This is a genomic window from Massilia sp. Root418 (assembly GCF_001425265.1).
GTDB lineage: Bacteria > Pseudomonadota > Gammaproteobacteria > Burkholderiales > Burkholderiaceae_D > Rugamonas.
Map to the genome: position 1 here is coordinate 89902 of NZ_LMEC01000021.1, position 16887 is coordinate 106788.

The 16887-nt window shown below is 65.4% G+C and carries 18 protein-coding genes; 15 read left to right on the forward strand and 3 right to left on the reverse strand.

Annotation, left to right across the window (positions count from 1 at the left end; translation table 11 throughout):
- Nucleotides 1–19 precede the first annotated feature (19 nt).
- From dusB to ASC94_RS18520, 9 genes are all read left to right on the forward strand, one after another.
- Nucleotides 20–1036, forward strand: coding sequence for a tRNA dihydrouridine synthase DusB (gene dusB, locus ASC94_RS18480; protein WP_082616659.1), 1017 nt, complete (start codon nt 20–22; stop codon nt 1034–1036).
- 42 nt (nt 1037–1078) lie between these two features.
- Nucleotides 1079–1312, forward strand: a complete 234-nt coding sequence (locus ASC94_RS18485; protein WP_056398400.1) for a helix-turn-helix domain-containing protein — start codon at nt 1079–1081, stop codon at nt 1310–1312.
- A gap of 98 nt (nt 1313–1410) precedes the next feature.
- Nucleotides 1411–2997 carry a bifunctional phosphoribosylaminoimidazolecarboxamide formyltransferase/IMP cyclohydrolase gene (gene purH / locus ASC94_RS18490; protein ID WP_056398402.1) on the forward strand — a complete coding sequence of 529 codons (1587 nt, stop codon included), beginning with the start codon at nt 1411–1413 and terminating at the stop codon, nt 2995–2997.
- A 123-nt stretch (nt 2998–3120) separates the two neighbouring features.
- A complete protein-coding gene (gene ruvC / locus ASC94_RS18495; RefSeq protein WP_056399647.1) occupies nt 3121–3669 on the forward strand; it encodes a crossover junction endodeoxyribonuclease RuvC in 549 nt (182 codons plus the stop codon).
- Between the two features lie 20 nt (nt 3670–3689).
- Nucleotides 3690–4268, forward strand: coding sequence for a Holliday junction branch migration protein RuvA (gene ruvA / locus ASC94_RS18500; protein WP_056398405.1), 579 nt, complete (start codon nt 3690–3692; stop codon nt 4266–4268).
- A 6-nt stretch (nt 4269–4274) separates the two neighbouring features.
- Entirely contained in the window at nt 4275–5330 is a 1056-nt protein-coding gene (gene ruvB, locus ASC94_RS18505; RefSeq protein WP_056398412.1) for a Holliday junction branch migration DNA helicase RuvB, read from the forward strand.
- A complete protein-coding gene (locus ASC94_RS18510) occupies nt 5330–6112 on the forward strand; it encodes a glutaminyl-peptide cyclotransferase (protein ID WP_056398413.1) in 783 nt (260 codons plus the stop codon). The genes ruvB and ASC94_RS18510 overlap by 1 nt, the downstream gene beginning before the upstream one ends.
- A gap of 220 nt (nt 6113–6332) precedes the next feature.
- Nucleotides 6333–7700: a DUF4214 domain-containing protein gene (locus tag ASC94_RS18515; protein ID WP_157201513.1), complete on the forward strand. Its 1368-nt coding sequence runs from the start codon at nt 6333–6335 to the stop codon at nt 7698–7700.
- A 12-nt stretch (nt 7701–7712) separates the two neighbouring features.
- Nucleotides 7713–8207 carry a YaiI/YqxD family protein gene (locus ASC94_RS18520; RefSeq protein WP_056398420.1) on the forward strand — a complete coding sequence of 165 codons (495 nt, stop codon included), beginning with the start codon at nt 7713–7715 and terminating at the stop codon, nt 8205–8207.
- Here the strand turns inward: ASC94_RS18520 and ASC94_RS18525 are convergent, their stop codons facing one another.
- Nucleotides 8208–9128 (reverse strand): OmpA family protein, encoded by a 921-nt coding sequence (locus ASC94_RS18525; RefSeq protein ID WP_056398423.1) that lies wholly within the window; start codon nt 9126–9128, stop codon nt 8208–8210.
- 200 nt (nt 9129–9328) lie between these two features.
- Here ASC94_RS18525 and pqqA point away from each other — a divergent pair, with 200 nt between their 5' ends.
- The 5 genes from pqqA to pqqE are packed head-to-tail and all read left to right on the forward strand — an operon-like array spanning nt 9329 to nt 12497.
- On the forward strand, nt 9329–9403 hold the full coding sequence (pqqA, locus tag ASC94_RS34350) for a pyrroloquinoline quinone precursor peptide PqqA (RefSeq protein ID WP_093552962.1): 75 nt from the start codon (nt 9329–9331) through the stop codon (nt 9401–9403).
- 51 nt (nt 9404–9454) lie between these two features.
- On the forward strand, nt 9455–10375 hold the full coding sequence (gene pqqB / locus ASC94_RS18530) for a pyrroloquinoline quinone biosynthesis protein PqqB (RefSeq protein ID WP_056399650.1): 921 nt from the start codon (nt 9455–9457) through the stop codon (nt 10373–10375).
- Nucleotides 10372–11064 (forward strand): pyrroloquinoline-quinone synthase PqqC, encoded by a 693-nt coding sequence (pqqC, locus tag ASC94_RS18535; protein ID WP_056398426.1) that lies wholly within the window; start codon nt 10372–10374, stop codon nt 11062–11064. Before pqqB ends, pqqC begins: the two co-directional genes overlap by 4 nt.
- A gap of 19 nt (nt 11065–11083) precedes the next feature.
- A complete protein-coding gene (gene pqqD, locus ASC94_RS18540; RefSeq protein ID WP_056398430.1) occupies nt 11084–11347 on the forward strand; it encodes a pyrroloquinoline quinone biosynthesis peptide chaperone PqqD in 264 nt (87 codons plus the stop codon).
- Nucleotides 11340–12497, forward strand: a complete 1158-nt coding sequence (pqqE, locus tag ASC94_RS18545) for a pyrroloquinoline quinone biosynthesis protein PqqE (protein ID WP_056398433.1) — start codon at nt 11340–11342, stop codon at nt 12495–12497. The genes pqqD and pqqE overlap by 8 nt, the downstream gene beginning before the upstream one ends.
- A 31-nt stretch (nt 12498–12528) precedes the next feature.
- Here the strand turns inward: pqqE and ASC94_RS18550 are convergent, their stop codons facing one another.
- Nucleotides 12529–12981, reverse strand: a complete 453-nt coding sequence (locus ASC94_RS18550) for a DUF2147 domain-containing protein (protein WP_056398436.1) — start codon at nt 12979–12981, stop codon at nt 12529–12531.
- 148 nt (nt 12982–13129) lie between these two features.
- Nucleotides 13130–15928, reverse strand: a complete 2799-nt coding sequence (locus ASC94_RS18555) for a valine--tRNA ligase (RefSeq protein WP_056398443.1) — start codon at nt 15926–15928, stop codon at nt 13130–13132.
- Nucleotides 15929–16096: 168 nt separating this feature from the next.
- Between ASC94_RS18555 and ASC94_RS18560 the strand changes: the two genes are divergently transcribed.
- Nucleotides 16097–16885, forward strand: a complete 789-nt coding sequence (locus ASC94_RS18560) for an alpha/beta hydrolase (protein WP_162251440.1) — start codon at nt 16097–16099, stop codon at nt 16883–16885.
- Nucleotides 16886–16887: the final 2 nt, after the last annotated feature.

Sequence of the window (16887 nt, forward strand, 5' to 3'; positions counted from 1 at the left end):
CCATTTTCAGGCTCACCCAGTGCAAATCGGTCCCCACATCCTCCGCAACAATGTGTTCGTCGCCCCTATGGCGGGCGTGACGGACAGGCCTTACCGCCAGCTGTGCAAGGAGCTGGGCGCGGGCTACGCGGTGTCGGAGATGGCGGCCTCGAACCCGCGCGTGTGGGCCTCGGAAAAGAGTGCGCGCCGCCTCGACCATGCCGGCGAAATGGAGCCGAAAGCCGTGCAGATCGCCGGCTCGGACCCGCAGGAACTGGCCGATTGCGCAAAATACAACGTTGACAAGGGTGCCCAGATCATCGATATCAACATGGGCTGCCCGGTGAAAAAGGTCTGCAACAACTGGTGCGGGTCGGCCTTGCTGCCGCACGAAGACCTGGTGGCGCGCATCCTGCACGCCGTGGTGGGCGCGGTGGACGTGCCCGTCACGCTGAAATTCCGCACCGGCTGGGACCGCGAAAACAAGAATGCGCTGCGCATTGCGCGCATCGCCGAGCAGGCCGGCATCCAGATGCTGACCCTGCACGGCCGCACCCGCGCCGACGGCTACACCGGCGACGCCGAATACGACACCATCGCCGCCGTGAAGGCCTCGGTCGGCATTCCCGTGGTCGCCAACGGCGACATCACTTCGCCCGAGAAAGCCCGCTTCGTTCTGGACAAGACCGGCGCGGACGCCGTCATGGTCGGCCGCGCAGCCCAGGGCCGCCCGTGGATTTTCCGCGAGATCGACCATTACCTGCGCACCGGCACGCATCTGCCCGCGCCGCTGGTGGCCGAGGTGGCCGAACTGATGGACGAGCACCTGCAGGCGCACTACGCCTTCTACGGCGAGCGCAAGGGCATGCTGACTGCGCGCAAGCACATCGGCTGGTATGTGCGCGACCTCGAAGGCGGCGAGGAATTCCGCCAGCGCATGAACCGCCTGGAGTCCACGCAGGAACAGTTGCTCTCGGTAAAAGAATTTTTCGAATCCCAATGGAAGTATGGCGAGCGGTTACAATACCGCCTCGCCGAAGAAAAGCTGGCCGCCTGAACGGCGCCCACGTGGCAGATCAATTAGCAGAAATATATAAAAATGAGCAAAGAAAGCATTCAGGAAGTCGTCCAGAAATCGCTGGAAGATTACTTCAACGATTTGGGCGAGCAGCAGGCGTCGAACATCTATGACATGGTCGTGCTGACCGTGGAACGTCCGATCCTCGAAGTGGTCATGACCCGCGCCGACGGCAACCAGTCGCATGCCGCGCAGATGCTGGGCATCAACCGCAACACCCTGCGAAAGAAATTGCAGGAGCACGGCCTGCTGTAAGGTCCGCTGACGTCCCGGCTTGCATGGCTGTGACCGGCCAATGCGGCCGGTGAGTTGTCCTTTGTCTCCACAGAACATTCAACAACCTAGCCACAGCCATGATTAAACAAGCTCTCATCTCCGTTTCCGACAAGACCGGCGTCCTGGACTTCGCCCGTGCCCTGTCCGCCATGGGCGTCAACATCCTGTCCACCGGCGGCACCGCCAAGCTGCTCGCCGACAACGGCGTTGCCGTGACCGAAGTGGCCGACTACACCGGCTTCCCGGAAATGCTGGATGGCCGCGTGAAGACGCTGCACCCGAAAGTGCACGGCGGCATCCTGGCGCGCCGCGACTTCCCTGAGCACATGGCCAAGCTGGAAGAGCACGGCATTCCGACCATCGACATGGTGGTGGTGAACCTGTACCCGTTCCAGGCCACCGTGGCCAAGGACAGCTGCACCCTGGACGACGCGATCGAGAACATCGACATCGGCGGCCCGGCCATGCTGCGCTCGTCGGCCAAGAACCACAAGGACGTGGTGGTGATCTGCGACCCGTCCGACTACGGCCACGTGCTGGCCGAGATGAAGACCACCGACAACGCGCCTGGCTACGTGTCCTACGAAACCCGCTTCATGCTGGCCAAGAAGGTGTACGCGCACACCGCGCAGTACGACGGCGCCATCGCCAACTACCTGTCCAGCCTGGGCCCGGACCGCGAGCACGCCACCCGCGCGGCTTACCCGCAAACGCTGAACGCGCACTTTGAAAAAGTGCAGGACATGCGCTACGGCGAAAACCCGCACCAGTCGGCCGCGTTCTACCGCGACCTCGCGCCGGTGGCCGGCGCGCTGGCGAACTACACCCAGCTGCAGGGCAAGGAACTGTCGTACAACAACATCGCCGACGCGGACGCCGCGTGGGAATGCGTGAAATCGATGGGCGGCTTCGACCAGAGCGCCGCGTGTGTGATCGTCAAGCACGCCAACCCGTGCGGCGTGGCGCTGGGCGCCAACGCGGCCGACGCCTACAAGCGCGCGCTGCAGACCGACCCGACCTCGGCCTTCGGCGGCATCATTGCCTTCAACGTGGAAGTGGACGGCACCGCCGCCACCGAACTGGCCAAGCTGTTCGTGGAAGTGCTGATCGCGCCGTCCTTCACCGCCGAAGCCAAGCAGATCCTGTCGGCCAAGCAGAACGTGCGCCTGCTGGAAATCCCGCTCGGCAACGGCGTAAACGCCATGGACTTCAAGCGCGTGGGCGGCGGCCTGCTGGTGCAGTCTGCCGACTCGAAAAACGTGCTGCTGGCCGACCTGAAAGTGGTGACCAAGCTGCAGCCAACCCAGCAGCAGCTGCAGGACCTGATGTTCGCCTGGCGCGTGGCCAAGTACGTCAAGTCCAACGCCATCGTCTTCTGCGGCAACAACATGACCCTGGGCGTGGGCGCCGGCCAGATGAGCCGCATCGACTCCGCGCGTATCGCTTCCATCAAGGCGCAGAACGCCGGCCTGGCCCTGGCCGGTTCGGTGGTGGCGTCCGACGCCTTCTTCCCGTTCCGCGACGGCCTGGACGTGGTGGTGGACGCGGGCGCGACCTGCGTGATCCAGCCGGGCGGCTCCATGCGCGACCAGGAAGTGATTGACGCCGCCGACGAGCGCGGCGTGGTGATGCTGTACACCGGCACCCGCCACTTCCGCCATTAATTCAGTCTAGCGTCCCGGAAACGGGGCCGGACGGGGAAACCTGTCCGGCCCCGTTTTTATTGCACTGTGCATATGTACAGCTTTTGCTGCTTGTCAGCCATGTTGTTGATGTACAATCCGAGCATGATTATTCTCGGCATCGACCCTGGCTTGCGCACCACCGGCTTCGGCGTCATCCACAAGCAAGGCGCGAAGCTGCGCTATATCGCGTCCGGCACCATCAAGTCCGGCGAAGGCGACCTGCCGGCCCGGCTCAAGGTCATCCTGGACGGGGTGGGTGAAGTGGCCGCCACCTACCAGCCGGACTGTTCGGCCATCGAAAAAGTTTTCGTCAACGTCAATCCCCAATCGACCCTGCTGCTGGGCCAGGCCCGCGGCGCGGCCATCTGCGCGCTGGTGAGCAATGGCCTGTCCGTGGCGGAGTATTCGCCCACCCAGCTCAAGCAGGCCGTGGTCGGCACCGGCAAGGCCGCCAAGGCCCAGGTGCAGGACATGGTGGCGCGCCTGCTGGCGCTGCCGGGCCTGCCCGGTTCGGACGCGGCCGACGCGCTTGGCGTGGCCATCTGCCACGCCAACAGCCATGATGCGCTGGCGCTGATCAGCCTGGCCGGCGGCACCGCCGCCAGCCCGCTGGCCGGCCTGCGTATGCGCCGCGGCCGCCTGGTCGATTAAACCCTACTGAAGGTTCCCACATGATCGGACGTCTCTCCGGCATCCTGCTTGAAAAAAATCCCCCGCAACTGCTGGTCGACGTGCAAGGCGTGGGCTACGAGGTTGACGTTCCCATGAGTACGTTCTACAACCTGCCCGGCGTGGGCGAGAAGGTAGTACTGTTCACCCACCAGGCCATCCGCGAGGACGCGCACCTGCTGTTCGGCTTCGGCAACGCCGAGGAGCGCGCCGTGTTCCGCCAGCTGATCAAGATCAGCGGCGTGGGCGCACGCACCGCGCTGTCCATCCTCTCCGGCATGTCGATCGCCGACCTGGCGCAAGCGGTCACGCTGCAGGAATCGGGCCGCCTGGTGAAGGTGCCCGGCATCGGCAAGAAGACCGCCGAGCGGTTGCTGCTGGAGCTGAAGGGCAAGCTGGGCGCGGACATCGGCGCCGGCCACGCCCACCCGGTGCACGACGCGCAAGCGGACATCCTGAACGCGCTGATCGCTTTGGGGTATTCTGACAAGGAAGCGCTGCTGGCGCTGAAGACCGTTCCCGCCGGCGCCGGCGTGTCCGACGGCATCAAGCAAGCGTTGAAAGCGCTGTCCAAAGGTTAATCAGGCATGAGCATCCAGACCGATAATTTCACCGAGCAGCGCATCATCGACGCCGCCCCTTCTTCGCCGAACGAGGAGGCGATTGAACGGGCGCTGCGCCCCAAGCACCTCGATGAATATGTCGGGCAGGCCAAGATCCGCGACCAGCTGGAAATCTTCATCGCCGCCGCGCGCGGGCGCAAGGAGGCGCTGGACCACACCCTGCTGTTCGGCCCTCCCGGCCTGGGCAAGACCACCCTGGCCAACATCATCGCGCGCGAAATGGGCGTGAACCTGCGCCAGACCTCCGGCCCGGTGCTGGAGCGCCCGGGCGACCTGGCCGCCATCCTGACCAACCTGGAAGCGAACGATGTACTGTTCATCGACGAGATCCACCGCCTGTCGCCGGTGGTCGAGGAGATCCTGTACCCGGCGCTGGAAGACTACCAGATCGACATCATGATAGGCGAGGGCCCGGCGGCGCGTTCCGTGAAGCTGGACCTGCAGCCGTTCACGCTGGTGGGCGCCACCACCCGCGCCGGCATGCTGACCAATCCGCTGCGCGACCGCTTCGGCATCGTGGCGCGGCTGGAGTTCTACACCGTGCCGGAATTGACCAAAATCGTCAGCCGCAGCGCCGCGCTGCTCAAGGCCAGCATCGACGTGGAAGGCGCGGCCGAAATCGCGCGCCGCGCGCGCGGCACGCCGCGTATCGCCAACCGCCTGCTGCGCCGCGTGCGCGACTTCGCGGAAGTGAAGGGCAACGGCGACATTACGCGCGACGTGGCCGCCGCCGCGCTGGTGATGCTGGACGTGGACACTGTCGGCTTCGACGTGATGGACCGCAAGCTGCTGGAAGCGGTGCTGTACAAATTCGGCGGCGGCCCGGTCGGCATCGGCAACCTGGCCGCCGCCATCGGCGAAGCGGCCGACACCATCGAGGATGTGCTGGAGCCGTATTTGATCCAGCAGGGCTACCTGCAGCGTACGCCGCGCGGCCGCGTCGCCACGGCAACGGCCTACCAGCACTTTGGCGTAACCCCGCCGCGCACCAATCCAACCGGCGACTTGTGGGATCAATAATGCGTAACGCAACTTTCAATACGGCGGCGCGCCTGGCCGCCGCGCTGGCGCTCGGTTTGGCGCCCTTGGCCGCGCAGGCTGCCGTGCCCGTGTACGGCTACGAAATCAAGCGCAGCTACCCGCACGATCCGCAGGCCTTCACGCAAGGCTTGCTGTTCCAGAACGGCATCCTGTACGAGAGCACCGGGCTGAACGGCCGCTCCTCGGTGCGCAAGGTGGCGCTGGAAACCGGCAAAGTGCTGCTGAAGACCGACATTCCCCAGCAGTTCTTCGGCGAAGGCATCACGGCAGTGGGCAACGTCATCATCGGCCTGACGTGGACCAGCCAGACCGGCTTCATCTTCGACAGCGAAACCCTGCAGCTCAAGCAGACGTTCAGCTATCCCGGCGAGGGCTGGGCCCTCGCCACCGACGGCGAGCGGCTCTACATGAGCGACGGCACCGCCACCATCCGCGTGCTGGACCCGAAAACCATGCAGCAGACGCGCCGCATCCGCGTGACCGCCGACGGCGAGCCGGTGACCCAGATTAACGAGCTGGAATGGGTGGAAGGCCAGATCTACGCCAACATCTGGCAGACCGACAAAATCGCCCGCATTGACCCCTTCAGTGGCCGCGTGCTGGGCTGGATCGACCTGAGCGGCCTGGCTGCCAAGGCCGGCATTGAGGCGGGCAGCGACAACGTCCTGAACGGCATCGCCTACGACAGCGCTAAGCGCCGGTTGTTTGTAACCGGAAAGCTATGGCCCAAGTTGTTTGAAATTGAACTGAAACGCAAATAACGAAGTGGCAACAGGCGATAACACGTCGCCAACACCTTGCCAGCACTGGGCGTACGTGCGCCCGGTCGCGTTGTGGATGCGTTGCGACAGTAACTAATGGTAATTCCCGTGCGTCATTGAATGTTGCGGGGCAGCCGGTTAACCTGATGAATATTGCCGTACGGCACTACCTGGCTCAGCCAGCTGCCGCCACTTCTTCAGTTCGATCGGATACTCCCCCATGGACATTACCGTACCCCGTCTCGTCAGCTTTTCCATGTCATCCACGCTGGACCTCAGCCTCGGCCAGCGCAACCTGTCGCTGCGCGTCGACGCGCGCGACGAACTTGGCGGCTCCGGCCCCGGCTGGGCGCAGGTGTGGATGCAGCAGGCCGTGATTTCGCCGCTCGGCCCCAGCCAGGTCATCAGCATCGGCCTGCCGGGCAGTGCCGATCCGTTGAGCGACGGCTCGGCCAGCAGCGTGTTCGCCGTCAGCACCGCCACGCCGCCAGGCGTGTACCGCATCTATGAAGTTGCCGTGTTCGATATGGCGGGCAACGTCAAGCACTACTTCGACACCGACCTGGTTGCCATGGGCTACAACACCGCCGTGACCGTCACCGGCGGCGTGCCCGACACCACGGCGCCCGTGCTCACCGGACTGGTGCTGCCGGCCGTGATCGACCTGAGCAGCGGCGCCAAGGAACTCAGTTTCACCGCCCATGCGCAGGATGGCGCCGGCAGCGGCGTGGCGGGCGTGGACCTGTTCTTCGACCATGACTTCTATCTCGACACCTTCACCGGCCCGGCCGTCTCCATCGGCGGCATCGCCGGCGGCAGCGACACCTTCTTCGACGGCACCCTGAACAGCGGCGCCTACACCGGCACCCTGTCTGCGGACACCGAGCGGGGCACCTACAACCTGCTGAGCGCCGTGGTTACCGACCAGAGCGGCAACGCCACCGAATACACGGCGGCCCAGCTGGCCGCCATGGGCATTTCGACCCAGTTCGTGGTGCAGGACGGCGCGCCGATGGGTGGCCCGGCGCCCAGCGCCGCCATCATCCAGGGCAGCGACGGCCTGGACGAGGTGACGTATGCCAAGGCCAGCACCGAGTTCACGCTGCGCAAGTCGGGCGGCAGCTTTATCGCCACCGACGGCCAGGGCATCAACAACACGCTGGTCAATGTAGAACGCGTGGCGTTTTCCGACCAGACTATCGCGCTGGACGTGGACGGCACGGCCGGCCAGGCTTACCGCCTGTACCAGGCCGCGTTCGACCGCCAGCCCGACCTGCCTGGGCTGGGCTTCTGGATTTCCCATCTCGATGAAGGCTGGACGCTGCTCGATGTTGCCGGCCGCTTCCTGAACAGCGCCGAATACGGGCGGCTGTACGGTACTGGCTTGCAGAACCAGCAGTTCGTCACGGAGCTGTATCATAACGTGCTGCACCGGGACCCGGAGCAGGCCGGCCTCGCGCACTGGATGACGAAACTGGACCAGGGCGCCACGCGCGCCGAGCTGCTGGTTGGCTTCAGCGAAAGCGCGGAAAACATGGCACAGGTGATAGGCGCCATCGAGAACGGCATGGCCTATATTCCTTTTTAAAGAAAGCAGTACATGCAAATTTGGGTGGACGCGGACGCTTGTCCGGCCGTGATCAAGGAGATCCTGTACCGCGTGGCCGAGCGCGCGCAGATGAATGTGACCCTGGTGGCAAACCAGCTGCTGCGCGTGCCGCCGTCGCGCTTCATCCGCTCGGTCCAGGTGCCGTCCGGCGCGGACGTGGCGGACCAGGAAATCGTGCGCCTGCTGGCGCCCGGCGACCTGGTCGTCACGGGCGATATCCCGCTGGCGTCGGACGTGCTGAAGAAGGGCGGCCTGGCGCTCAACCCGCGCGGCGAGTTCTACACCAATGACAACATCGCGCAGATGCTGACCATGCGCGCCTTCATGGACGAGCTGCGCAGCGGCGGCGTCGATACCGGCGGCCCGGCGCCGTTCAGCCAGTCGGACCGCCAGAGCTTTGCCAACGCGCTGGACCGGCACCTGGCCAAGGTCAAGGCGGCCAGCCTGCGCAGCCCCGGCCCCGGTTCCGATCCCGCTTCCACGTAGTTACTGCTCCACCAGCTCCACGCGCCGGTTCCTGGCGCGTCCGGCCTCCGTGCCGTTGGACGCGACCGGCGCCAGGCTGGCCACGCCGCGCGCCATTAGCCGCTTGCTGTCGATCTTATAGGTGCCCGCCAGCGCCGCCACCACCGCCTCGGCGCGTTTTTGCGAAAGCGTGCCGTTCGCTTCCAGGCTGCCCTGGTTGTCCGTGTGGCCGACGATGGCCACCTTCAGCTGCTTGTTCTGCGTCAGCAGCTTGCCCATCTCGTCCAGCTGCGTTTTCGACTCCGGCTTAAGTTCGGCCTTGCCGGTGTCGAAGTACACGCCGTACAGCGCGATCTTGCCCTCCGCCGCCAGGCCCTTGCCCAGCTCATCCGCACTGACCGTCACGTTGCCGGCTTTCATGCCGCCCGATTCAATCACCTGCAGGAAATACGGGCTGCCGACGCCGTTGTCCTTTTGCGTGCTGGAGGGCGGCTGGACCGTGAGGATGGCCGTCACATTGCCTTCCGGCCGCGCCAGCTGCGCCACCAGGTAGCGCGGCGGGTAATTGCCGTTCTCGCCCAGGCGCGTAATGGACGAGTAGCCGCCCACGAACGATTGTGGTTTCTCCGACCAGCTGGCCGCGTAGGCGCCCAGCTTCTGGCGGGCGCACTGTTCCGGCGCGTCGCAGGCGTAGAGGATTTTGAACCGGCTGCGTTCCAGCGCCGCCTGGTAGCTGCGGAATACTTCCAGATCGCCGATGTTCGCCGGCGCCACATAATAATAGTTATGGAACTTGCCTTCCAGCGTGATGGTCTTGCCGTCGCCGAGCGGCACCTGGGCCTGCTCGAAATTGATGGTGCCGGCGTTGGCCAGGATGGAGCCCTGGAAGCGGCTGAGCAGCGGATAGTCCTTGGCGCCGGGTTTGCGCCGCCCGCCGCGCACGGCTGGGCTGCTTCACTGCGGTGTTTCACTGCGCTGTCCCATCCTGGAACAACTGTTTCGAAACGTCTCACTGCGCAGAGGAAGGATGGGGCGTCTGCGCCGCGCAACTGCACGGCACGGAAGTTGCGAGGATAAGGAGGAACGTTCCGGGGCAGCACGCTGCGGGACTTCAATCCATCCCTATCCATAAGGAGACTGTCATGCAATGGAGCAAACCTGAGTTCATCGACTTCCGTTTCGGCTTTGAAATCACCCTGTACGTGTTCAATCGCTAAGCCTTGCTGCGGCTGCCGGCTTCGGCAGCCGCAGCGTCATCGGAAGCCATCATGAAAATCATCGTACTCGGCTCGGCAGCGGGCGGCGGCTATCCGCAGTGGAACTGCAACTGCCGCAACTGTGCCGGCCTGCGCCGGGGCACCCTCCGCAGCAGCCCACGCACCCAATCGTCCATCGCCATCTCGGCCAACGGCAGCGACTGGCTGCTGGTCAATGCCTCGCCCGACATCCTCACCCAGATCCGCGCCACGCCCGCCCTGCAGCCGGCCCGCGCCGCGCGTGACAGCGGCATTGCCGCCGTGCTGTTGATGGACGCGCAAGTGGACCACGTAACCGGCTTGATGATGCTGCGCGAAGGGCGCCGTATCCCGCTGTACTGCAGCGCGCCGGTGTGGCAAGACCTGCAGGGCGGCTTTCCGCTGGCGAAGGTGCTGGCGCACTACTGCGGCGTGGACTGGCGCGAGCTGGCCGTGGCGGACGGCGAGCGTTGCAGCTTCGCCGTGCCGCAACTGGAAGGCATCCGCTTCACGGCGGTGGCGCTCGACAGCAAGGCGCCGCCTTATTCGCCGCACCGCGGGCAGCCCGAAGCCGGCGATAACATCGGCCTGCTGGTGCACGACCAGATCACCGGCAAAAAACTGTTCTACGCGCCCGGCCTGGGCGCCATCGCGCCGCACACCGCCGCCGCCATGCGCGAGGCCGACTGCCTGCTGGTGGACGGCACCTTCTGGAGCGAGGATGAAATGATCGCGCTGGGCTTCTCCGGCAAGCCCGCCGCCGCCATGGGCCATCTGCCGCAATCCGGACCCGGCGGCATGATGGACGTGCTGGACGGCCTGCCTGCCAGCCGCAAAATCCTTGTCCACATCAACAACACCAATCCCATCCTCGATGAAGACTCGCCCCAGCATGCCGCGCTGCGCGGGCGCGGCATCGAGCTGGCCCACGACGGCATGGAGATACTGCTATGAACATGGCGCCCCGCTGGGACCAGGCCACCTTCCAGGCGCAATTGCTGGCCAAGGAAAAGCACTACCACATCCACCATCCCTTCAACGTGCGGATGCAGGAAGGCAGCCTGGCGCCGGAGCAGATCCGCGGCTGGGTGGCCAACCGCTTCTACTACCAGCTCCGTATTCCGCAAAAGGACGCCGCCATCCTGGCCAACTGCCCGGACCGCGAAACGCGCCGCCGCTGGCTGCTGCGCATACTCGACCACGACGGCTGGGGCGACAACGCGGGCGGCATCGAAGCCTGGTCGCGGCTGGGCGAGGCGGTCGGCATCCCGCGCGCCGAACTGTGGTCCCTGCAGCACGTGCTGCCGGGCGTGCGCTTCGCGGTGGACGCCTACGTCAACTTCGCGCGCCAGGCTCCCTGGCAGGAGGGTGTGTGCTCCTCGCTGACCGAGATGTTCGCGCCCAGGATCCACAAGGACAGGCTGGCCAGCTGGCCGCGCAACTACCCGTGGATCGACTCCGAGGGCCTGAACTACTTCCGCAGCCGGATCTCGCTGGCCGAGCGCGACGTGGAGCACGGCCTGCAGGTCACGCTGTCGCACTTCGCCACCCGCCTGCAGCAGGAGCGGGCGCTGGAGATATTGCAGTTCAAGCTTGATGTGCTGTGGTCGATGATGGACGCCATCGACCGCGCCTACGGCTAATTTACCAGGTGAGGCAAGCATGGAAACGATGATGGAGCACCCCAGGCTGTCGCGCCTGTACCGGCTGCAGTGGGAAGCGGCGCAGCACGCGCACGTGCTGCTGTACCCGGAAGGCATGGTGAAGCTGAACGGCAGCGCCGCCGAGATCCTCAAGCGCTGCGACGGCCGCAGCAGCCTGCCGGACATCGTGGCGCAGCTGGAGCAGGCCTTTAGCGCCAGCGGGCTGGCAGCGGACGTGCAGGCCTTCGTGGCCGACGCGCGGCAGCGGGGCTGGCTTGTCTGACGCGGCCCTCCGGCAGGCTGGCGAGGCGCCGGTGGCGCCGCCCTTGTGGTTGCTGGCCGAGCTGACCTACCGCTGCCCCCTGCATTGCGCGTTCTGCTACAACCCGGTGGACTACGCCGCCAACCGCGCGGAGCTGAGCACCGCGCAATGGCTGGACGTGCTGCGCCAGGGGCGCGAGCTGGGCGCCGCGCAGCTGGGCTTCTCGGGCGGCGAGCCGCTGCTGCGCGATGACCTGGAAGAGCTGGTTGCCGAAGGGCGCCGGCTGGGCTACTACACCAACCTGATCACCTCCGGCATCGGCCTGACCGAGGCGCGGCTGCGGCGCCTGTCCGAAGCGGGGCTGGACCACATCCAGCTGTCGTTCCAGGATTCCACGCGCGAGATGAACGACTTCCTCAGCAGCACCCGCACCTACGAACTGAAGTCGCGCGTGGCCGCGCTGATCAAGCGCTTCGACTACCCGATGGTGCTGAACGTGGTGCTGCACCGCTACAACCTCGACCACGTGGACCGCATCATCGACATGGCGCTGGAGATGGGGGCCGAATACCTGGAGCTGGCCAACACGCAGTACTACGGCTGGGGCCTGGTGAACCGCGCGCAGCTGATGCCGACGCAGGAGCAGCTGCGCCGGGCGGAGGCGGTGGTGCAAGGCTACCGCGCGCGGGTGGGCAACCGTTTGCGCATCCTGTTCGTAGTGCCGGACTATTTCGAGGGCCGGCCCAAGGCCTGCGTGAACGGCTGGGGCTCGATGTTCATGGCGGTGGCGGCGGACGGCGCCGCGCTGCCCTGCCATGCGGCGCGCAGCATACCGGGGCTGGCGTTCCCGCACGTGGCCGAGAGCAGCCTGCGCGAGATCTGGTATCGCAGCGAAGCGTTCAACAAGTTCAGGGGCGAGGCATGGATGAAGGAGCCTTGCCGCAGCTGCGACGACAGGCACAAGGACTTCGGCGGCTGCCGCTGCCAGGCGCTGGCGCTGACCGGCGACGCGGCCAACGCCGATCCGGTGTGCGCCAAATCGCCCCGGCACGGCGAGCTGAAAGAGATTGTGGTGCACGCCCACCGCGCGCAGGCGCAGGGGACGCTGCAGCCGCTGGTGTTCCGCAGCGACGCCAATTCGCTGCGGCTGTCCGGCAAGGCCAAGGCCTAGCGCGGCGGGCTGGCTGGGTGGCTGTTGTGGCTTACTCCTGGCGCACCCAGGTCTGCGAGCGGCCCAGCATCGGTACGCCGATATAGCCGCGCACCTTCAGCTTCTTGCCGCCATCGGCCAGCTCCATCTTGCTCTTGTAGACCTTGCCGTTGTCCGGGTCCAGGATCTCGCCGCCGGTGTATTCATCGCCGTCCTTCTTGAGGCCGGACATGAAGACCATGCCGAGGATGGGCTGGTCCTTGCGCGCGTCGGTGCACTTGTCGCACTTGGGATTCTGGTCCTGGTCGGCGGGGCGGAACAGCTTCTCGATCTTGCCCTGCAGGACGCCGTTGCTCTCGCTGATGCGGATCAGCGCCTTCGGCTTGCCGGACACATCGTCGATATTCTTCCACAGGCCGACCGGCGAGCTGTCGTCGGCGAAGGCAGGGGCCATGGCCATGGCGGCGGCAGCGGCCAGGGCGCCGGCTTTGATCCAGTTTTTCATCAGGTGGTCTCCAGAGTTATGGTTGTCTCCGGAGTGTAGCCGTAAAAAATAGAGTAGTCGTTCGATTTTGTAACTGAAAATGGGGTCAGGGTTAGTATTTCGCACAGCGAAATACTAACCCTGACCCCATTTTCGGGGCCGGGAGGCTTTAGGCAGGCAGCTTGGCCAGCTGTTCGCGCATCTTGTCGATGGTGGCGGTGAAGTTGGCCAGGCGGTCTTTTTCCTGGGCCACGACGGCCGCCGGGGCGCGCGCGACGAAGCTTTCGCTGGACAGCTTGGTGCTGGCCTTGGCGATTTCCGCGTCGATGCGGGCGATTTCCTTCGACAGGCGCTCGCGCTCGGCCGCCACGTCGATCTCCACTTTCAGCATCAGCTTGGTGGTGCCGACGATGGATACCGCCGCCGTGGTTTCCGGCAGCGCGTCGACGATGCTCACGTCGGCCAGCTTGCCCAGCGCCTGGATGTAGGGCGCGTACACCGCCAGGCGCTCCTTGTCGGCAGCGGACGACGCTTCCACGATCAGCGGCACGCGCAGCGACGGCGCCAGCTTCATTTCGCCGCGCAGGTTGCGGGTGGCGTCGGTCAGCGTTTTCAGCTCGCCCATCCAGGCTTCGGCCGCTTCGTCGATGCAGGCCAGGTTCGGCAGCGGGTATTGCTGGGTCATGATCGATTTGCCGGCGCTGTCCTTGCCGGCCAGCGGCGCCACGGCCTGCCACAGTTCTTCGGTCACGAACGGGATGATCGGGTGCGCCATGCGCAGCACCACTTCCAGCACGCGCAGCAGCGTGTGGCGGGTGGCGCGCCGCTGGCCTTCGGTGCCGTTCTGCACCTGCACCTTGGCCAGTTCCAGATACCAGTCGCAGTACTCGTCCCACACGAACTTGTAGATGGTGCTGGCGATGTTGTCGAAGCGGTAGTCTTCAAAGCCCTTGACCACGTCCGCCTCGGCCTTCTGCAGCAGCGAGATGATCCACTTGTCGGCCTGCGACAGGTCCGCTTCGCTGGCGCTGCAATCCTTGCCTTCGGTGTTCATCATCACGAAGCGGGTCGCGTTCCACAGCTTGTTGCTGAAGTTGCGGTAGCCTTCGCAGCGGCCCAGGTCGAAGTTGATGTTGCGGCCCAGCGAGGCGTAGGACGCCATCGTGAAGCGCACCGCGTCGGTGCCGTAGGCGGCGATCCCTTCGGGGAATTCCTTGCGCGTGGCCTTGGCGATCTTTTCGGCCGCTTTCGGGTTCATCAGGCCGGTGGTGCGTTTTTCCACCAGCGCGTCGATGCCGATGCCGTCGATCAGGTCGATCGGGTCCAGCGTGTTGCCCTTGGACTTGGACATCTTCTGGCCGGTCGAGTCGCGCACCAGGCCGTGCACGTACACGGTGTTGAACGGCACCTTGCCGGTGAAGTGCGCGGTCATCATGACCATGCGCGCCACCCAGAAGAAGATGATGTCGAAACCGGTCACCAGCACGGACGATGGCAGGAAGGCCTTCAGGTCAGGCGTTTCTTCCGGCCAGCCGAGGGTGGAGAAGGGTACCAGCGCGGACGAGAACCAGGTGTCGAGCACGTCGTTGTCGCGGTGCAGGGCGCCGGTGCTCCCGGCCGCCTGCTGCTTGGCCACGGCGTCGGCTTCGGTGCGCGCCACGAAGATGTTGCCCTGCTCGTCGTACCACGCAGGGATCTGGTGGCCCCACCACAGCTGGCGCGAGATGCACCAGTCCTGGATGTTGTTGAGCCACTGGTTGTAGGTGGTGTTCCAGTTTTCGGGCACGAACTTGATTTCGCCGCTGGCCACTTTTTCCAGCGCCACGTCGGTGATCGATTTGCCCGGGTTGAACGTGCCTTCAGGCGCCGGCTTGCTCATGGCGACGAACCACTGGTCGGTCAGCATCGGTTCGATCACGACGCCGGTGCGGTCGCCGCGCGGCACCATCAGCTTGTGCGGCTTGACCTGCTCCAGCAGGCCTTGCGCGTCCAGGTCGGCCACGATCTGCTTGCGGGCGGCGAAGCGGTCCATGCCCACATAGGCGGCCGGCGCGTTGTCGGCGATCTTCGCGTCCAGGGTCAGGATGGTGATCATTTCCAGCTTGTGGCGCTGGCCCACTGCGTAGTCGTTGAAATCGTGCGCGGGGGTGATCTTCACGCAGCCGGTGCCGAAGGCCTTGTCGACGTAGGAGTCGGCGATGACGGGGATTTCGCGGCCGCTCAGCGGCAGCTTCAGCATCTTGCCCACCAGCGCTTCATAGCGCTCGTCGGTCGGGTCCACGGCCACGGCCACGTCGCCCAGCATGGTTTCAGGACGGGTGGTGGCCACGGTCAGCGAGCCGCTGCCGTCGGCCAGCGGGTACTTGATGTACCACATGGAGCCGTCTTCTTCTTCCGACACCACTTCCAGGTCCGACACGGCCGTGCCCAGCACCGGATCCCAGTTCACCAGGCGCTTGCCGCGGTAGATCAGGCCCTGCTCGAACAGGCGCACGAACACTTCGGACACCACTTTCGAGCGCGGTTCGTCCATGGTGAAGTATTCGCGGGCCCAGTCCGGGGAGGTGCCCATGCGGCGCATCTGGCCGGTGATGGTGGAGCCGGATTTCTCTTTCCACTCCCAGACTTTTTCGATGAACTTTTCGCGGCCCAGGTCATGGCGGGACACCTTCTGCGCGTCCAGCTGGCGCTCCACCACGATCTGGGTGGCGATGCCGGCGTGGTCGGTGCCCGGGATCCAGGCGGTGTTATGGCCCAGCATGCGGTGGTAGCGGGTCAGGCCGTCCATGATGGTCTGGTTGAACGCGTGGCCCATGTGCAGCGTGCCGGTCACGTTCGGCGGCGGCAGCTGGATGCTGAAGGAAGGCTTGGACAGGTCGAGGGAGGCGGCGTAGTAACCGCGCTTCTCCCACTCGCTGCGCCAGAACTGTTCAATGTCGGCGGGCTCGAAAGACTTGGCTAATTCCATGATGTTGGGCTGTGTTGTAGGCGAAAACGACCATTATAAAGGGGCAATGCCCCCTGCGCATGCCGCCGGCACCGCAGTGCACAATTTTTTCGCCATATAATGCTGTCATATTGATAATCAGGGTGCGGTATGGGCTTGCTTGGTCCGGGAAGTGCAGTTGACTCCGGTATGGCGAGGCGGCGTTCTGCCGCGCTGCGCTGGATTCGGCGCGCTTTCCTGGTCTGGGCGGCCGCTTCAAGCCTCTGGCTGGCCAATTCCTACCGTACCCAGGGGGTGGACAGCCATGATCTGCGGGCGGACGCGCGCGTTGCGCTGCGCGAGGACGCGGCTACGCTGGCGTTCCAGCCAGCCGCCCCGGGCGCCGCAGCCGCACTGCTGTTCTTTTGCGGCTCGGGCGTGGCGGCGCAGGCCTACGCGCCCTTGCTGCGGCCCGTGGCCGAGGCGGGCTTCCCTGTTTACGTCGTCAAGCTGCCTTACCGCTTCGCGCCGCTGGAATCGCACAGGCTGGAAGCGCTGGCGCGCGCCGCCCGCACGATGGCGGCGCATCCGGACATTACGCGCTGGGTGGTGGCCGGGCATTCCCAGGGCGGTGCCCTGGCGGCGCGCTTTGCCAGCGGCGAAGGGGCGGGCGCTGCGGCACTGGTGCTGATTGGTACCACGCATCCGAAAGCGCGCAGCCTGGCCGCATTGCCGATCCCGGTGGCCAAGATATACGCCACTAATGACGAGGTGGCGCCGCCAAGCCGGGTGCTGGCCAACAAGGCCTTGCTGCCGCCGCAAACGGAATGGGTGGAGGTTGTGGGCGGCAACCATGCGCAGTTCGGTCACTATGGCCGCCAGCTGGGCGACGGCGCAGCATCGATTACGCGCGAGGCGCAGCAGGAGCAGGCGCGTGCGGTGTTGCTGAGGGTACTGCAGGGCGTGCAAGCGGCAGCGCGGCGGCCGGGCGCCACCTGAGG

What these genes read in the sequence shown, in the direction of transcription:
- ASC94_RS18485 (WP_056398400.1), top strand. Translation starts at nt 1,079, where the DNA reads ATGAGCAAAGAAAGCATTCAGGAAGTCGTCCAGAAATCGCTGGAAGAT.
- ruvB (WP_056398412.1), top strand. Translation starts at nt 4,275, where the DNA reads ATGAGCATCCAGACCGATAATTTCACCGAGCAGCGCATCATCGACGCC.
- pqqC (WP_056398426.1), top strand. Translation starts at nt 10,372, where the DNA reads ATGAACATGGCGCCCCGCTGGGACCAGGCCACCTTCCAGGCGCAATTG.
- ASC94_RS18520 (WP_056398420.1), top strand. Translation starts at nt 7,713, where the DNA reads ATGCAAATTTGGGTGGACGCGGACGCTTGTCCGGCCGTGATCAAGGAG.
- ASC94_RS18510 (WP_056398413.1), top strand. Translation starts at nt 5,330, where the DNA reads ATGCGTAACGCAACTTTCAATACGGCGGCGCGCCTGGCCGCCGCGCTG.
- ASC94_RS18550 (WP_056398436.1), bottom strand. Translation starts at nt 12,981, where the DNA reads ATGAAAAACTGGATCAAAGCCGGCGCCCTGGCCGCTGCCGCCGCCATG.
- purH (WP_056398402.1), top strand. Translation starts at nt 1,411, where the DNA reads ATGATTAAACAAGCTCTCATCTCCGTTTCCGACAAGACCGGCGTCCTG.
- ASC94_RS18515 (WP_157201513.1), top strand. Translation starts at nt 6,333, where the DNA reads ATGGACATTACCGTACCCCGTCTCGTCAGCTTTTCCATGTCATCCACG.
- ASC94_RS18560 (WP_162251440.1), top strand. Translation starts at nt 16,097, where the DNA reads ATGGCGAGGCGGCGTTCTGCCGCGCTGCGCTGGATTCGGCGCGCTTTC.
- pqqD (WP_056398430.1), top strand. Translation starts at nt 11,084, where the DNA reads ATGGAAACGATGATGGAGCACCCCAGGCTGTCGCGCCTGTACCGGCTG.
- ASC94_RS18555 (WP_056398443.1), bottom strand. Translation starts at nt 15,928, where the DNA reads ATGGAATTAGCCAAGTCTTTCGAGCCCGCCGACATTGAACAGTTCTGG.
- ruvC (WP_056399647.1), top strand. Translation starts at nt 3,121, where the DNA reads ATGATTATTCTCGGCATCGACCCTGGCTTGCGCACCACCGGCTTCGGC.
- pqqB (WP_056399650.1), top strand. Translation starts at nt 9,455, where the DNA reads ATGAAAATCATCGTACTCGGCTCGGCAGCGGGCGGCGGCTATCCGCAG.
- ruvA (WP_056398405.1), top strand. Translation starts at nt 3,690, where the DNA reads ATGATCGGACGTCTCTCCGGCATCCTGCTTGAAAAAAATCCCCCGCAA.